This is a genomic window from Bradyrhizobium agreste (assembly GCF_016031625.1).
GTDB classification, from domain to species: domain Bacteria; phylum Pseudomonadota; class Alphaproteobacteria; order Rhizobiales; family Xanthobacteraceae; genus Bradyrhizobium; species Bradyrhizobium agreste.
Genome location: NZ_JACCHP010000001.1, coordinates 553376 through 568959 on the forward strand (window position 1 = coordinate 553376; position 15584 = coordinate 568959).

The 15584-nt window shown below is 60.7% G+C and carries 13 protein-coding genes; 6 read left to right on the plus strand and 7 right to left on the minus strand.

The window, feature by feature from the left end:
- Positions 1-278 precede the first annotated feature (278 nt).
- From HZZ13_RS02265 to HZZ13_RS02280, 4 genes are read right to left on the minus strand one after another with little or no spacing between them, the layout of a single operon-like run.
- Entirely contained in the window at positions 279-1808 is a 1530-nt protein-coding gene (locus HZZ13_RS02265) for an SAVED domain-containing protein (RefSeq protein WP_197958009.1), read from the minus strand.
- Between the two features lie 7 nt (positions 1809-1815).
- Positions 1816-2763, minus strand: coding sequence for an AAA family ATPase (locus HZZ13_RS02270; protein WP_197958010.1), 948 nt, complete (start codon positions 2761-2763; stop codon positions 1816-1818).
- Complete coding sequence (locus HZZ13_RS02275) at positions 2763-3278, minus strand: HORMA-1 domain-containing protein (RefSeq protein ID WP_197958011.1); 516 nt, start codon at positions 3276-3278, stop codon at positions 2763-2765. Before HZZ13_RS02275 ends, HZZ13_RS02270 begins: the two co-directional genes overlap by 1 nt.
- Before the next feature lie 8 nt (positions 3279-3286).
- Positions 3287-4252: a CBASS oligonucleotide cyclase gene (locus HZZ13_RS02280; RefSeq protein WP_197958012.1), complete on the minus strand. Its 966-nt coding sequence runs from the start codon at positions 4250-4252 to the stop codon at positions 3287-3289.
- Positions 4253-4407: 155 nt separating this feature from the next.
- Here HZZ13_RS02280 and HZZ13_RS02285 point away from each other — a divergent pair, with 155 nt between their 5' ends.
- From HZZ13_RS02285 to HZZ13_RS02300, 4 genes are read left to right on the plus strand one after another with little or no spacing between them, the layout of a single operon-like run.
- Positions 4408-4620, plus strand: coding sequence for a ribbon-helix-helix protein, CopG family (locus tag HZZ13_RS02285; protein WP_009734077.1), 213 nt, complete (start codon positions 4408-4410; stop codon positions 4618-4620).
- Entirely contained in the window at positions 4617-5252 is a 636-nt protein-coding gene (locus HZZ13_RS02290; RefSeq protein ID WP_197958013.1) for a GNAT family protein, read from the plus strand. The genes HZZ13_RS02285 and HZZ13_RS02290 overlap by 4 nt, the downstream gene beginning before the upstream one ends.
- On the plus strand, positions 5242-5745 hold the full coding sequence (locus HZZ13_RS02295; RefSeq protein ID WP_141381990.1) for a helix-turn-helix domain-containing protein: 504 nt from the start codon (positions 5242-5244) through the stop codon (positions 5743-5745). The genes HZZ13_RS02290 and HZZ13_RS02295 overlap by 11 nt, the downstream gene beginning before the upstream one ends.
- Complete coding sequence (locus HZZ13_RS02300; protein ID WP_197958014.1) at positions 5742-6677, plus strand: ImmA/IrrE family metallo-endopeptidase; 936 nt, start codon at positions 5742-5744, stop codon at positions 6675-6677. Before HZZ13_RS02295 ends, HZZ13_RS02300 begins: the two co-directional genes overlap by 4 nt.
- A 201-nt stretch (positions 6678-6878) precedes the next feature.
- On the opposite strand, the gene HZZ13_RS02305 is transcribed toward HZZ13_RS02300, so the two are convergent.
- From HZZ13_RS02305 to HZZ13_RS02315, 3 genes are all read right to left on the minus strand, one after another.
- Positions 6879-7574: a hypothetical protein gene (locus HZZ13_RS02305; protein ID WP_197958015.1), complete on the minus strand. Its 696-nt coding sequence runs from the start codon at positions 7572-7574 to the stop codon at positions 6879-6881.
- A 5-nt stretch (positions 7575-7579) separates the two neighbouring features.
- The gene (locus HZZ13_RS02310; protein WP_197958016.1) at positions 7580-8248 is read right to left on the minus strand and encodes a DUF1889 family protein; all 669 of its coding nucleotides are present in this window, start codon (positions 8246-8248) and stop codon (positions 7580-7582) included.
- A 114-nt stretch (positions 8249-8362) separates the two neighbouring features.
- A complete protein-coding gene (locus HZZ13_RS02315) occupies positions 8363-9988 on the minus strand; it encodes a hypothetical protein (protein WP_197958017.1) in 1626 nt (541 codons plus the stop codon).
- 188 nt (positions 9989-10176) lie between these two features.
- Between HZZ13_RS02315 and HZZ13_RS02320 the strand changes: the two genes are divergently transcribed.
- Positions 10177-13722, plus strand: a complete 3546-nt coding sequence (locus tag HZZ13_RS02320; RefSeq protein ID WP_197958018.1) for an AAA domain-containing protein — start codon at positions 10177-10179, stop codon at positions 13720-13722.
- A complete protein-coding gene (locus HZZ13_RS02325) occupies positions 13719-15473 on the plus strand; it encodes a phospholipase D-like domain-containing protein (RefSeq protein WP_197958019.1) in 1755 nt (584 codons plus the stop codon). The genes HZZ13_RS02320 and HZZ13_RS02325 overlap by 4 nt, the downstream gene beginning before the upstream one ends.
- Positions 15474-15584 lie beyond the last annotated feature (111 nt).

Sequence of the window (15584 nt, forward strand, 5' to 3'; positions counted from 1 at the left end):
ATCCCGCCGGCAGAGGTGACGCTACTTTCGCTCATGCATCGGATCGAGTTCTCCTGCTCCAAGATTCTTGCCTTCTCACTGCGACGCGCAAGCGAGTGTGCGCTTTTTGACGGAAATGTTGCGAGATCGCCGGGATCGCGCGGACGCAAGCGGATAGAAGAGATGATGGGCGAGATCGCGCAGCTGAAGACGAAAGCGGCCGGGCCCCCGCAACGGAAGCGGTCGCGTGGCGCTATATCCTAGCGGATCATGGGTCAGCGCCGCTCTTAGGGTTTGCCTTATGCGTTTGCCTTGGAGAACGGAAGCGTCAAAGCGGCCATGTAGGAACGGCCACGTCCGCCGTCGAAATCAAACTCATAGAGCCGAACAGAGCCAAGCGCCGTCTGGCGCTGGCCAAGAAAGAACGTGAAGGCATTGGGCGCAGCGATGAATAGATGGGCGATGCCGATCACATCGGCTTTAACCGCCCGAACCGCGCTGGTCGCAGCGTCCGCGAGCTCGAAAGCGTGGCGCCCGCAGGTGACCGACTGCGCACCTGAGCCAGAACTCGGCTTCAGGATCAAAAGCCGGCCGACACTCGGAAGCGCGGTTTCGCAGTATCGGCGCGCATCGGCCGAAACGTCATGAGTCAGGCCGAGCGCGACAGCGAGATCCGGCTGGTCACTCCGAAGCTCCACTGTTTCCGCGACGAGAGCCGGCCAGCTCGGATCGGAAATTGCATCATCGGCCGACCAGAGCCGACGGCCGGTACTGCGCTGCTCGAGCTCGACCTGGCGGCCCGACTTGATGTTGATGATGGAGCCGGCGACGAAGGCCAGCGTGACGTGGGCGTCAAGCGCAAGCCGCAGGCGCGGCTGGTCCTTGGCAGCAGCGAGCAGAAAGCCTCGCAGCGCGGGATAGAGCTTTGTTTCCCAGTCCCCGTCGCTGCGGATATATCGTTCGTCAAAGGACGGGATCATGTCCAGCACGGCATGACAACGCTCCTCGAGCCGATCGAAGGCGTGCTCGAAGGATTTGACGCCAAAGACCCACGGTCCGCCTCGCGCAGCGCCCAGCAGATCTTCCCGAGCGCAGACGGCGCGGAAGCCGGCGCGGTCGAATTCGAGCCGACCCTGCGCCATCCACTGGAAGACAACATCGTCATAGGGGAACGCGCTCTGGTTGGCGGAAATGCGCTGCAGGCCGACATAGGCAAATAACAGGTCAAGCTGATCGCGCAGCCCATCGAGAGTGTCGGTCGCCTCGCCAAAGGCGAGCGTGCGTGCCAGCAGCCGAAGCTCGGCTTCATCGATGCCGAGATGCTCGCGCCAAGCCTTGCGCACGGCGCCAGCCTTGCTGTTGTCGGTCACCGAGCCATATAGCCGCTCGAGCCGCATCGCGCCGGAGCGGGTGCCGACCATTTCGCGCAGCGGGTCGTCGCGGTCGAGGCGCCAGTTGGTCACCAGCTTGAACCGCACGCCGCAGCCCTGGGGGGCATGGGCAAGCTGCGCCTCTCGCGCCCGCTGCAGCAATGATCGGGCATTGGCGTTGATGAACTCCGGGTCCACGAGATGGGAGTAGCCATAGGTGCCGGGCGTGACATGCCATTTGCACTGCATGTGCTCGCGCCGCAGTGGGTCGCCATAGTGGTCGACCGCGCTGCGCGCAGCATCGTATTCGACCCAGATGTCGTCGAAGCTCTTCGGTCCTGTCTCGAAGCCCACGCGCACGACGGGGCTATCGGGATCGAGCAGGCGCGCCGCATGATACCAAAACAGTCGCGCCTGGAAGGTGTCTCCGTCGCGCCGGACGGTTACGGCCTGGGTCATGGAGGTCTTACCTCGGCATCTCGCCGTCCTTGAAGGGCGGCGTTGGAACAATCGACCGGGCAATCTCGACCGCGCGCGCGCCATCGACCGCGCTGGTCGGATAGGCGTCCAGCACGATCGTCGGCAGCAGCCGCTGCGTCAGGTCGGAGAAGGTGAAGCCGTAATCGCGTCCGCCCCGCTGCGGCCCGGTCGCCGAGACCAGGCCATCGATATGATGACGCCCGAGACCGATGGGTTCCAGCCGGCTGGACAGCACGAAGCGGCGCTGCTCGTCGCTGGGCCGTGCGAAGCTCACCACGTCGGCCGCGCGGCGGCGCACCGCAGGATCGAGCGCATTGAGGCGGTTGGTGCACATCAGGACGGCCGCCGGCAGCTTCGCATTGGCGATCCGGTCGATGCCGCGGATGAAGGCGTTCACGCCGGCGCGGTCCTCGTGGTGCATCTGAGCCGCTTCGCGCGACTGCGCCAGCGCGTCGGCCTCGTCGACCAGCAAGATCACGGCCCCGCGCGAGCGGCCAGACGCCGACTTGAGCTTGGTCGCCTCCGCCAGGGTATAGTCGAACGCCGCCGAAAGCAGCTGCGTCATCTCGCCAACCCGGCCCTGGCCGCGGGTGGACAGGCTGAGCGGCAGCAGGGTGATGTCGATCTTCTCCTGTCGCGCCACCGCATCGCCGATCGTCTCGGCCAGCTCCGTCTTGCCCGAGCCGACGTCACCAGCGAGCACGATCAGCGGAGGCCGTCGCAGCACCGTGTCGAGCAGCGCCTGTGCACCCGGATGGTACTTCTTCGCCCAATCGGCAAGGCCGCCCGGATTGACGAGCAGGCCGAGGATTTTCGCAAGGCGGTTCTTCTGCTCGTCGAGCCCGACCAGCCGAGCAAGCCGCGCCTGCGGATCGATGTCGGGATAAGTGATGCGGCGCTCGAACAGCTCGTCGAGGGTCGGCTTGGTGTTCATTAGAAGCTCCTGACGGTGGCGCGGTCGAGGGCTCTGCCCCCGGACGAATAGGTGCGGTCGTTGGACAGATAGCCAGATATTCCGGGCTCCGGGGCACCGCCTCGCGAAAACGGCAGGCTGGCCTTGAAGGCGTCGCGCTCGGTCTGGCTGAGGCGGTCCCAGGCCGCCGTGTAGGTCATGTAGCTGTAGAAGGAGGCGCCGCCGACGTCGGCGCCCGGGCGGATCTTGCCAGGGTCGTCGTCGTTAGCCGAGGCGCCAGCGAGGTCGCGGGAGGTGTAACGTAGGGTCGGCTCGATCCACTTGCCGTCCTTCTTGAAGCCGTAGGTCACCGTGTCGAGATAGCCGGCCCGCAGCATCTCGGTCGCTTCGGTCTCGTAGTCCACGATGCTTTCGTCGGACGGCTTGCCATAGAAGCGCTGCATGCGCTTCAGGTCGGTCGCGACCTTGGCTGCCATGTGGCGCGCGTGGGTGACCGTGAAAGTCGTGCTTTCGGTAAAGCTGTAGCTATGGGACATCGTCGACCTCACGTCTGGAAGGAGGAGCCGAAGACCTTCTGCCAATAGGCGACGGTCAGTTGTTTATTGGGAGCCGCAAGCGCCGCATCGATAGCGTCGCCGGCGTCGAGCGCGGCATCGACGATCGCATCCGCATTCGCCGTCGTGTAGAGCCGGGCGACGTTGTTGGTGGCGTTCACGGGATCGATGATCTGCACCGTGTCGGTGAAGGTGCCGACCGAGGACGCCGGATAGTAATCGCCGAAGACGATTTTCGACCGCATGTCGGTACGGGCGACGTAGGTGAAGAAGTGCTGGAGCGCATCCGGATAGTCGGCGAAATCGAGGCCATCATCGCAGAGCTTTGCCAGAATCATCTCGATCATGAAGGATTTGAAGCGGAAGCCGTCCCGCTCCTGCTTCGTGCGCCTCGCCCAGAACTTCACCAGCCGAACGACCTGGGCGAAATGCTTCTCCTGCGCGCGCTTGCGCTTGGCGGCGAAGTCCAGATGCAGCGGAATGCTCGTCTTCAGGAACGAGCCGTCGTCCTGGCTGACGAGGTTGCCGTACCACTTGGGGTCGCCGTCATAGAGGATCGGCACGACATCGACATCGAGGCCCGTCCCCCGGAAAGAGACGGTGACGGAATAAGTCTGCGGCTTGACCTGGTCGGGGTTGAAGTTGGGGAAAGCCTTGCGCAGCCGCTCGGCGAGATAGTCGAGCAGCGCCCGCACATCTTTCGGCGCATCGGCGCCGCTGATGTAGCAGGCGACATCGATGTCGTTGAGGGAGCGAAGCGCCGTGCCCTTCGCCAGGCTGCCCGAGAGCAGCATCTTCTTCAGGGTGAAGTCCGGATGCTCGGACAGATAACCCTCGAGCTTCTCGCGAAGCCGCCGGGCCTGAGCCCGGTACTCATCCGCCGTCTCTTTGGGCAGGTTCACCTTGTCCTGCGCAAAGGCGGCGATCTCGTAATGGCCGACGTGTTGCCGTCCCATATCCTGCTCCATTTTGGCCGGCAGCCCGGGGGCGGCGGCGTTGAGATCAGGATATAATAGCTAAATTTTGGCTATTCAAGGCATGTAAAACAGCTATTTCACGTTGACAAAATAGGTTGATTCTCTATATGCTGCGGACAACGACGGAGGATGAGATGACGGCGAAGCGAACCATGACGCTGAACCTCACCGACGCCGAGATGCGGGTTCTGGACGAATTGTCGGCCCGGAAGGACATCACCAAGACTGCCGTGCTCCGGCAGGCCTTGCGCCTCTATCAGACGATCGATGCTCGGGTCGAAAAGGGCGAAAAGCTCTTGTTCGAGAACGACGCGACGAAGGAAAAGGCGGAGTTGATGCTTCTATGACGGTCGACGTCTCGAAAATCTATCTTCTCGATGTCGCGAGCGGTGGAAGCGTCGAAGCCGAGCTGCGCGATGCGATCGAGCAGGCGCAACTCAACGACTGGCAGACGAAGTGGCGGCCTGCCCTGCTGAGCATACTTCAGGAGCTCGCGCGCAAGGGCGTGCCGATGGACCAGTGGCCGCAAAGCTGGCACTGGGATTGGAACAAGAAGACAGCCCGTGTCCAAGGGCTGCTGGCCTTTCGCGGCTTCAGCGTCGTCGCCCTCGGTGAGACGCAAGGACTCGCACAAATCGACCTCACGAAAATGGGCCGGGAAGCCAACCAGCGCGGCAAGCCGCTCGTCTATCTGGACTACCTTGAAGTCGCTCCCTGGAACCGGCCAGACCTCGGGAACGCTCCGCGCCTGCGCGGCGTCGGTACGGCTCTCATCACGGCTGCCGTCGCGCTCAGCGAAGACGAGGGATTCAAGGGACGTCTGGGGCTGCATTCGCTGCCTCAGGCCGATAACTTCTACCGCAAGATCGGGATGACCGATCTGGGTCAGGACGCGGCGTACCAGAATTTAAGATACTTTGAGATGACCAGCGAGCAGGCTCGCGCGTTCTTCGAAAAGGAGGAGAACGATGAAACTTGAACGAAGCAAAGAATGGTGGATGGCTCGGGCACGTCGTGAAGGCGACGCCGTCATCGGCGCCGGCTTGCTTGCGTTCGATCCGGTGTCGGAGGAGCGGCCTACTGCGACCGGGCAGACTACCGTCGTCGAGGAAACGCGGATCGCGTTTGGCAAATTCGTGAACCTGATGCGCCGTCGCCGCGGCTTTTCGATGGAGAGGCTGGCTGAGGTTGCCGACCTCGACGCCAGCGAACTCCTCGTGATCGAGGACGACGTCCATTATGTTCCAGAGCCACGAACGGTCTTCAAACTGGCGCAGACCTTTGAGGTGTCGCAGCGGCGCTTGATGCAGCTCGCAGGCCTAGCCGCGGCAAATGACACCGGCTTGCGGCAGGAAGCCGTACGATTTGCCGCGCGCTCCGAGGCTGTGCAGAAGCTCACTCCGGAAGAAAATTCCGCTCTTGAAGCGTTCGTAGCTGTCTTGAGCGAGCAGGATCCTAAGCGAGTGAAGTGAAAAACGTCAGCCTCAAAGATCGGACGATCGCCGACATTGACGGACAGGTTGACAAGGTCTTGCGGGGCCTTGGCAATCCCGAGCCGCCGGTCGACCTGCGCTTGGTTCGGGAGCTGTTGAAGCTCGACCGCGGCTACTACTCGACCACGGACGACAGCCTTTTGCGGGAGACTTTCTCGCGCCTGAAGGTCGCGGGCCTTCAAGTTCTCTTGCGCCCGACGATCCTGCGCGATGCGGTCCAAAGTCTTAGTCTGAAGGCCCTCTATTTGCCCGACCAGAAGCGGATCCTGCTCGACCAGGATCTGCCCATCCTTAAGCACCGCTGGAACGAGGCCCACGAGATCGGCCACGACATCATCCCCTGGCACATTGGCATGATGTTGGGTGACACAGAGCAGACGCTCATACCCGCGTGTCACCAGATCATGGAGGCCGAGGCAAACTACGCCGCCGGCCAGCTGCTTTTTCTCGCTGGCCGTTTTGTGGAAGAGGCCACCTCTTCGGTTCCGAGCCTTGCCTTCGTCAAGAGCCTGAGCAGAGGGTTCGGCAACACCATGACATCCACGCTCTGGCGCTTTGTCGAACAAGGCCATGGCGGCCGGCCAATCGTAGCGCTGGTCACCGGCCATCCACATCGCACGCGGCGCAAGACTGATTTCGATCCTGCCAACCCGTGCCGGTATTGCGTGGAATCTCCTCCATTCCGTGAGCGGTTCGGTATTGTGCGCGAGACCGATCTGTTCGCGACGATCGTTGGCTATTGTGGTTCGCAGCGCGGCGGTAGTCTTGGCCGCAGCGAGGTGCTGCTCGCGGACCTAAATGGCGATCGGCATGTCTTCGACTTCGAGACGTTCTTCAATCGTCACGAGGCTCTGACGCTTGGCTATTGGTTGCGCTCGCACAGCTCGGCCGTGCCGATGCAAACATTTTGAACCGGCCGATAGTCATCCGCTGTCTCGAATATTAGACACTAGCTGACCTGACATTATCAGCAGCCAGAGATGAACATCCCCATCGGGTCCGGCCCCAATAACATGGCATGATTAGAGGATCCAGGCTCGTAATCAAACTTTGGCGCGCGGTCTGACCGCCGCCCCACAGTCACCAGGCAGAACGGATGCTCTCTCGTTCGATTACACCCCAAGCAAATGTTTTGCGGCTGAAAGATTTGGCGCATATTGCACGTTGATCGGGCTAAATTCGGCCTGTAGATCGGCGTTCAATATGCCGCGCTGCTCGTTAGCGTAATCCGCGGTATTGGAAGACGCGAACACGATCGGTGAGGTAAGCCCGGCTGCGCGAAGCGCGACGATGACTTCCAAATAAGTTTCGATCACGACGCAGTCCTTCATCGACTGCCCGCGCCTCCCCGGGGTATGCGGCGCCATCAGCCTAGCAAAGGCCCGATCCGCGATGGCGGGTGATGGCCTTACCGTCTCCGAAGCTGCCATCCAATGATCAGCAACGGCATGCGCGCGCTGGACATGATCATCCAAATGGGAGAGATCGACGACGCCCGTTCCGCCGAAAACCTTGTCGATTTCGTTCGCGCGGATGATGCGCTCACGTAGCTTCGTCAGCGCTTGGATCGCCTCTTGTTCGACCTTTGGTACATTTTCAGCAAACTCTCGCCGCACCTGGTCTGCGACGAGGCCGACGAGCTGAGGCCCCGTCGTCATCGCCGCCAGCAGCGCCTGCGCGGCAACTCGCTCATGCGCGCGGGCTGCATCTCGTGTTGGATCGCGCATGATATCGAGAACGGAGCACGTGTCAGTACAAAGCACCGGCAAACCCAGCCCCGCAATGCGCGCAACTTCTTGCGGCGTCATGAGGTTTAGGTCCGCTCGTCGTCATAGGCCTGAAGCAGATCCTGCGCAAACTCATATTGGATAGCCAGATCGTGCGCCGACTCGTCGTCCCAGCCCTCGGCCTCGACCAGCCAGCGGGTAAGAAAATCGGTACTAAGCGCGCCTCCGCTTTGATGTGCGAGGATAAGAAAGTGCATCCATCGCTTGCGATCTGCCGGATGTGTCGCCCCTGTCGATTTGTTCGCGGCACCAGAGAAGCGCCTCAGGGCGGCGGCGACATCGGGAGAGGACACGTCCTGGAGGGATTGGCTGTCAGATGTAACCTCGACTAAAAATCCACCACCGATGGCGGCGGGCCGAGCGATTAAATCGGCAAACTCCCGCAGAAGCGCATTGTACGTCCCGTAGCCAAGTTTACCCGTCTCGCGCGGAACGATGTTTGAGACCTCATAGCCGTCCGGGCGGGACCACAAGGTCAAGCCTGCCGCCGGCAGCACCGCATCCGACGCGCGCTGGAAAGCGATCACATCGCCATCGAGTGAGGTGTTTCTTTTCAAGGATTTCTCGGCCTCAGGCGCATGCTGCCAGTGCCCGGAGACATATCCGACCAAGGCAGACCGGATAACAGAGATATCTCCGGCCGGCGCGCGGAGTATGAGATCCTGAAATACTTCGATGGCGTTAGGTTCGCTCATAGGCGCGCTCACTGGTCGATGGGGCTCGATTAATATAGCTATGCCTGCGTGTGGGCAAAGCGCCGGAAGGACGGCTTTCTGTCTTCCCTCGACGCCGGAGTGATGGACGATCGGTTATCGACGCAGACGAGAACCGAAACGATGCAACTCCACCCGATCCTGGTCCACGAGATAGAAGCCACGCGCCGGATATTCATTCGTGCCGCCTTTTAGGACGCGACGCTCATCGATTTGTGAAATAAGATAGGCGAAAGCCGGGTTAAAGCGCCGAAGCGGCCAGCCTGTTTCCTTATGCAATTCCTCGACCTGGGCTGTTTCCTTCTTCGCCAAGACCATGTCCACGAGCGTAACGACGTCGACAGCGGGATCTGTCTTCAGGGCATACGGGTCGAACGTGATGTAGAGGCTGGGATTGCTCGTCATGCGCGGAAGTCGCTTGGCTATGAATGAGGTCGTGTTGATAAAATCGTCCGTTGACAGCTCGGCGACCGCAAACGCCACTTCGTCAACCGAGGCCTCCGGGAAGGCAGCGAGGAGCTCTTCCTCGGGTATGAAATCACTGTAACCGTGAGTCGATTCTCTGGCGATCCATAGCCCAATCTTGATAGCGAGCGGCCCCAATTCTCCGATCTTCACAGCGGCGGGCTCCCTCGCCCGAGGTGCTACGATCGGGTTGGTCGTCGCATTTCCGACTGGCGGTGGCGAACCGTTCGCCAACCACGCGTCAATGCCGTTCACGACCATCTGCCCGATCTCCGCGAATTGCAGGATGTCGTCGCCGACCAGCGGCACGGTCTCGCCGAGACGGGCATCGGCCGCATGCTCGGCGAAAGCGGCATCCGCGACGCCGAGATTATGCCCGATGACGTGACGCTTCTGGATGTTCAGTGTCAAAACCGCGAGCGCTTCCGCTGATAGCGTGGCATAGGGATCGAAGCCGAATTCCGCAAAGCGTTGCCGGCCACGCCCAATGTTCTGAAATGCGTTACCGACAGCCTTTACTTCCCGCGACTCTGGTGGGCGCATTGCGACCTTGTAGAGATACACCGTTTTGAGCGTCGCCTCGAAGGCGGTCAGCACGTCCTCGTGCGCGTTTCCCATGAGCCGATAGGCGAGCTCGCTCTGGTCCTGCCCGAGACCGTCCGCGAGCTTGACCTGATCCCTGACCAGCGCCACTTCGCGAGCGAAATGGAGATGAATGTTCGGGGCGCCGCAGTCGGGACAGAACAACGAGATGGCGAAGACGCCATAGTCACGGCCGCATTCGTCGCAGACCAGTTCACGCAGCAGGTCACTGCGGAGGAAGCGCGGCACCGGTTTGGGTGCAGACCGGCCGCCCGTCTTGACCTTGATAAACTTGCTTCCCGAAAGCTTTCGCCCGAGATCTTCAAACATCCCGTGGATCGCCTCCTGCATGTCTGCATGTGCGGCATGTTCGACGATTTTCTTCGCCGCGGCGAGATCGTCAGGATGGGTGAAGTCGTTATCGGCCGCGACAACTCCGCTATAGGGACAAACCGTTTCTGGAATGCCCGGTCGGTGCGACATGCGCGGGGTCATGGCTTCCGGCAGGGCGAATTCCGGAACGCGGCTGCCGAGTACAAAATGTCGCGGGTGCGCGTTCTCGTTCGGCGAGTATCGGTAAACCCGCCCATCGGGCGTTTGCGGCAAGGGGATGCCTAGTTCCATCGTATTGCCGGACTTGCCCCGCTGGTATTTTTCAAGGTTACGAAACCGCATACGCTTAAATCCACCTATCCGGAAGATTCGATGATTCGCCATTCGAATGGCGCTCCAGCGTTTCTGAAGAGTCAACCCAAACTTCGTTTCTTCCCCGCTTCCATTGGTCCTGGGCGAGGAAGTCCCTAGTCCGTTGAAGCAATGCCTTTCGTGCTGTCACCGAATCGCGGCCGCGTCTAGGATCGCCCATGGCCCGAAAATCGCATCTGCCTTCGTTGGAGGACCTGTTCGATCTTCCTGCCGATTACCTAAAAGGACCCCAGAGCAAGAGTCTCCGCCCCGCCCTCATCGAGGGGACCGAGCGGGAGAGCCGTCAAGATCGCCTGCTGAAGTACTGGCCCAAGACCGGGACAGAAGCTGACAATGAGTTGCGGGAAATCTGGCGTCACGAGCGGCTGCAAGTTGATCGGATCATGAGCTACCCCGGTGCGGAGGACCTCTTCGCCGGCGTCGTGGCTATGATCGAGACGTCGGACACCTTTTGTATCGTACACGAGCCGGGGCCGATGCCGTTGGCGGGTAAGCTCCGCACGGCGCCACGCCGCTCCTGGATGAGAGCGCTCGATATTCCCGCAAGTCGAATCGTTCTCTGGCGAAATTTGGCGCGGCTGTCGCGAGCGCTCAGCATCCTGCATTCACGAGGCCTTCTGCACGGCAGGATCGATGAATACGCGGTTTTCACCGAGGGAACTTCCGATCCTGACTTCCGGCTCGGAGGCTTCGAATGGAGTCTCGTTCTCGGCGAGCGGGCCGCCGCGCCACAGACCCTTCAGGCGGCAAGAGGCCGGCTTGAAAGCCTGACATACTCCTATGCAAATGACTGGAAGGCCTTAGGATGTCTTTTCGCGAGCTTGGTCGGAGTCGATCCCGCCAAGGTGCGAGAGGAGGATCCTTTTACGGCCGGCACGGCCATCGAACTGATCGAAGGTGAGATTGATTTTCTTCGTATGATGATCGACCCGGATCGCGATGAGGTGGTCGAGGCGTCCGCCGTCGTCAAAGCCGTCGCGGCGTTAGGCCGGGAATTATCCGGACACGGCAACTCTCGATCGGGGAAGTTTCTTCTTTTGTTTCGGCCCAATCAGAAGATGTCGGAGACGATCTACGATCTCAGCGAGCAGACGATCGAATCGGCCGACGTCCCTTCGCAGCGATTGTTCGTGGAAAGCGATCTCGCGACTGGCGCGCGGATAGCGGCCGCCTCCGGTGAGGACGACCCGGATCATCTTTTCGTCCTGACGGACACGACTTCTTATCGGGTACAGCGCTTTACGGAACTCGGGACCGAGACCTGGCAGGTCGGCGTGGTGACAGCAATCAAGGCTCGCGACGAAGATTTTGCGCTTCGAGAGTGCGACGTCTTTCCGGTGAGGCACAGCATCGAAGTTCTTCCGAACAAGGAGGCCGTCGCCAGAACCCTTTCCAAGGCGAGTGACGACATTCTGGAGTGGACACTCCCGCTCGTGAAGGAGGCGACTACTGAAGAAGATCCCGAGACGCGAACTCTGCGTCAAGCGTTCCTTCTCGTGCAATCAGTCGAGGCGATATTGAGGGCGCTCGAAATTCTTCCAATCGAGATTGTCGGCACACGCCGAGAATCGGGGAAGATCATCGTTCAGCTAATGCCCCGCAGCACGGAGCGCGACGAAATTGCGGCAAGCATCGGAGATCGCGCGACCGCCGATGTCATGGAAAAGCTGTTCGACAAGGACGATCAGGGCGTCGACGTCGACTGGCGGATCAGCACCTCTGGCGGGCTCGGGGGAACCGGATCGGGTGACGTACCGGCCCGCTTTGAAACGGCGACAAGGGGCGACGCCGGAGAACGCATCTACGAATTTTCGGCGTTCGACTTACCGAGGCGCGAGGACTCGCTGTTCCTTCGCAAGAAGGGAGATCATGGCACGGAGAGCTTGATCAAAAGAAGGCTGCGGACTTCCCGCGTAATCGGCGAACAGCGCGATCTCGTGACCATGTTTGTCGATCCGCGTCGGAATCTAAAGCCATCCAGCGACCTTCTCGAAAAGGACGGGCACTTTACAGAGCTTGACCCCGCCAAGCGTGAAGCGCTCGAGGCACTGTGGTCCACGTCTCCAACTCATCTGGTCGTGGGCCCTCCAGGGGTCGGCAAGACCAAGCTCGTGAGCGAGATTATTCGGCGGAAACTTGCCAATGAGCCAGCCGCAAGCATCCTCATCAGCTCCCAGAGCCATCAGGCTCTCGATCACGTCCTTCGGGCTACCGATCGAGTACTCAATAAATACGGCACAGACGCTATCGTCGTAAGATCACCAGGACCAGAAGGAAGTATCTCGACGGACGCCGATATCAGGCTCCGGGCGATCGAATATCTCGAAAAGGCATCGGCATCGACATTGGCAGCAAACTCACCGGCCGGCCTTCAGTCCGGTTTGCGGGAGCTGTTGGATGCTTTCAAGCAGGCTGCAAGGCCCGACGCTGTCAATACGGAGCAGCGCGAGAATGAAGGGATGCGTGCCCACACGGCCCTTGTGCTCGACTCCGCGAACCTGGTCTTTTCGACGTCCACATCCGCGGATGTGGAAAGACTGGTCGACGAGGGCTCGCAGTTCGACTGGGCGATCATAGAGGAAGCCGCGAAAGCTGCAGGTCCGGACTTGCTTGCACCGCTGTCGCTGTCGGGGCGCCGGCTCTTCATTGGGGATCACAAGCAGCTGCCGCCCTTCGATAGCGAGCGGATAAACGCCATCCTGGCCGATGGCTCGGTCGTTCGATCGCTTCTCAAAGGCGCAGATCGGATCATCGGATCGGCGTTCTATGATACGGGCCTAGAGGAGTTGACTGCAGTGGCCGCAGACGACAGTCAGCTCGACCGTGTCCGCACCATGGCCATCCGGGTCTTTGAACCGTTCCGAGCTCTCGTGGTGGAGGACGAATCTCGCCGGGCGATCGTGGGGGGCGCGCGAAAAGCGGCGTCGAGCGAGTTGCTCGTTCAGCACCGAATGGACCCGGACATTGCCCGGCTGGTATCGGCCTGTTTCTACAACGATCGCCTGACCACAAGTGACGAGCGGATCGCCGATGCCGCCAAGCCACTTCCGTTTTCGTTTGGCTCCGACTTCCCCTCTTCGCCGATCGTTATCGTCGACATGCCGTATGTCAGTCGAACCGGCAAGGCTCAACCTGTTGAGTCTGATCGGCCACGCTGGAACAACCGCGCGGAAGCGAGAGTGATCGGAGCCATGCTACGGAATCTACGGCTCTCGAGCGAGCACGACGGACTGAAACCCTCGCTCGCCGTCCTGACCCCCTATCGCGCCCAGGTGCGTCACCTCACGCACGAGATCGACGTCGTAAAGGCAAAAGGTGACGGCCTCTCCGGATTTGATAGCTTCAACAGCGACGACAGGTTTTGGGGAACTGTCGACTCCTCTCAGGGGAGCGAAGCCGATCTCGTCATTGTTTCGCTTGTCAGGAACAATCCTCGAACCGGGGTTCCGGCTCTCGGGTTCTTGCGGGATCCCCGGCGGATGAACGTGCTCCTCAGCCGGGCGCGGCAGCAGCTCGTCATCGTCGGCTCCCTCGAGTTTCTCAAGGAGACCACGCGGCATGCAACCTCCGATCCGAAAGACGAGCTATCCTTCGTGGTACGTTTCCTCAAGACATTGGATCAACTCACCAAGGCGCGAAGCGCGCGCGGGGAACCGGCCGCCAAGATCGTCAAGCCGACCCAAATAAAGGGCGCGGGGCGATGAGTGTGCTTGTCGCAGTGCCGATCAGGCGGGCCTCGGCCCGCGCGGTGATCGAAAAGGGCCGTGGATGGAGCGCCCTCGACGAACTCGTGCTGTGGGCCCTGTCGCGTGAAGATCAATCTGCGAGCAAGCTCGCGGACGATCTCGGCCTGCCGCGACGCGTGGTCCTGGTCATGATCCTGCGCATGATGCGTTTCCGCCTGGTCGAATCCACGATCATCGACGGTCTTCCCGCATTCCGAACCACCGATTACGGAAGAGCGGTCGTTGCGAGCGGCTCGGAGATTCCGACGGCCAAGCAGCGGGCAACGCGGAACGTGGCGTTCGTCTACGACACCATCTCGGGAACGGTCTACAGGCGCCGCGACGTCCAGACCAAGTCGGACATCATGATCCAGAAGTTGCGCGAGAACGGCGTCGACGTACGCGATATTCGCGTGCGGGGAACGCTTCCGAAAACAACGCCACGTGAAAATTTTTCCCGCATTCAGAAGGTTCTTCGCGAAGACGAGAATTTGCTGTTTTTTGACGGGGACACGTTCTTCGAACGGCAGAACGAATTCATGATGGTCATCGTGGACGGCGATGACATGCGAGGACTCCCCGACACAGCGCCGCAGGCGCTCGTGGCGGAGATCGCGCGTGTTTCGAAGTCCTCCGAGAAGGCTCGGCCGATCCTCGTCGACTCCATGATCCATGATGAGGACGAAGGGCACGGGCTCCTTCCGCCTACACCGCTCAGGATCGAGGACGACGACGTGGTTTTCGGCGGTGAGGAGCACCGCGCGATCTTTAGGAAAATCATAGGACAGGCAACGCGTCGCATATTTATTCACTCGACCTTTCTTCGCGCCGATGGGTTCAACGCGTGGTCTCGCGAATTCAAGGATGCCGTGCGCAAAGGGGCGAAGATCGACATCTTTTGGGGATCCGGGACCCCCGATGATCCGGGCGAGAAGACCATGAAACATGCGACAGCGTTGGCGCAACAAATCGCGGCCGACCAATTGTTGCGCGACCGCGTTCGCATCCATCTGAGGTCTACCGGTTCGCACGCCAAACTGCTCGCCGCCGACGACGGCCAGGAAAACTTTCTCGCCGTCGTCGGATCGTGCAACTGGCTCTACACGAATTTCAACAGGTTCGAGATGTCCGTGGTTCTTCGCGAACCGGCTTTGGTTGCGCAGACGCTGGAAAGCCTTGCGTCGCTCGTCTCTCGTCCGGGTATGCGTGCCGAGACTGCGGTGGAGCTGCACACACGGGCATCCACTCTTGCGCGGCGACCGCCGATTGGCGGTCCCCACCTCGCGAGATTCGTGTTCGGCTCATCGCACGACGCGGTTCTCAGGGAGGCCAGCGGAAGTCAGCCAAGTCGTTTCCTGGTGGCCAGCGACAAGTTCGGGAACTCTGCTTTCCCTGGGGCGATCATCCCCGCCGAGGTTGCCGCAGCGACAGCCCGAACCGAGCCGGTCGTTATTTATGGCAGCACAACAGGTCAGGTGAGCGGGATCGGCGCGGCGGGACTCACAGCCGACGTAAGACAACGCGGAGTTCGATTGCTGCGGATCTCCGAAGGATTTCATGCGAAATTTCTGCTCTGGGGAGATGACGATGTCGTCATCACAAGCATCAACTGGTGCTCATGGACGTCTCCGCCCCATTCGCCGCTAGGCGAAATCGGCGTCCACATTCATCGAACGGGGTTAGCTCGTTCGCTTGCACACAAGCTCTCGCTCGAATGGCCCCAGCTGTAAGAGACGACTTGGGAACGCCGCGCACCTGAACTCTCTTCGAATAAAGGCGCTTAAAAGGCCGACTTTTTCCGGCTTTGGGTCTCTCCTTCTGCAACTGACGATTGTACCAAT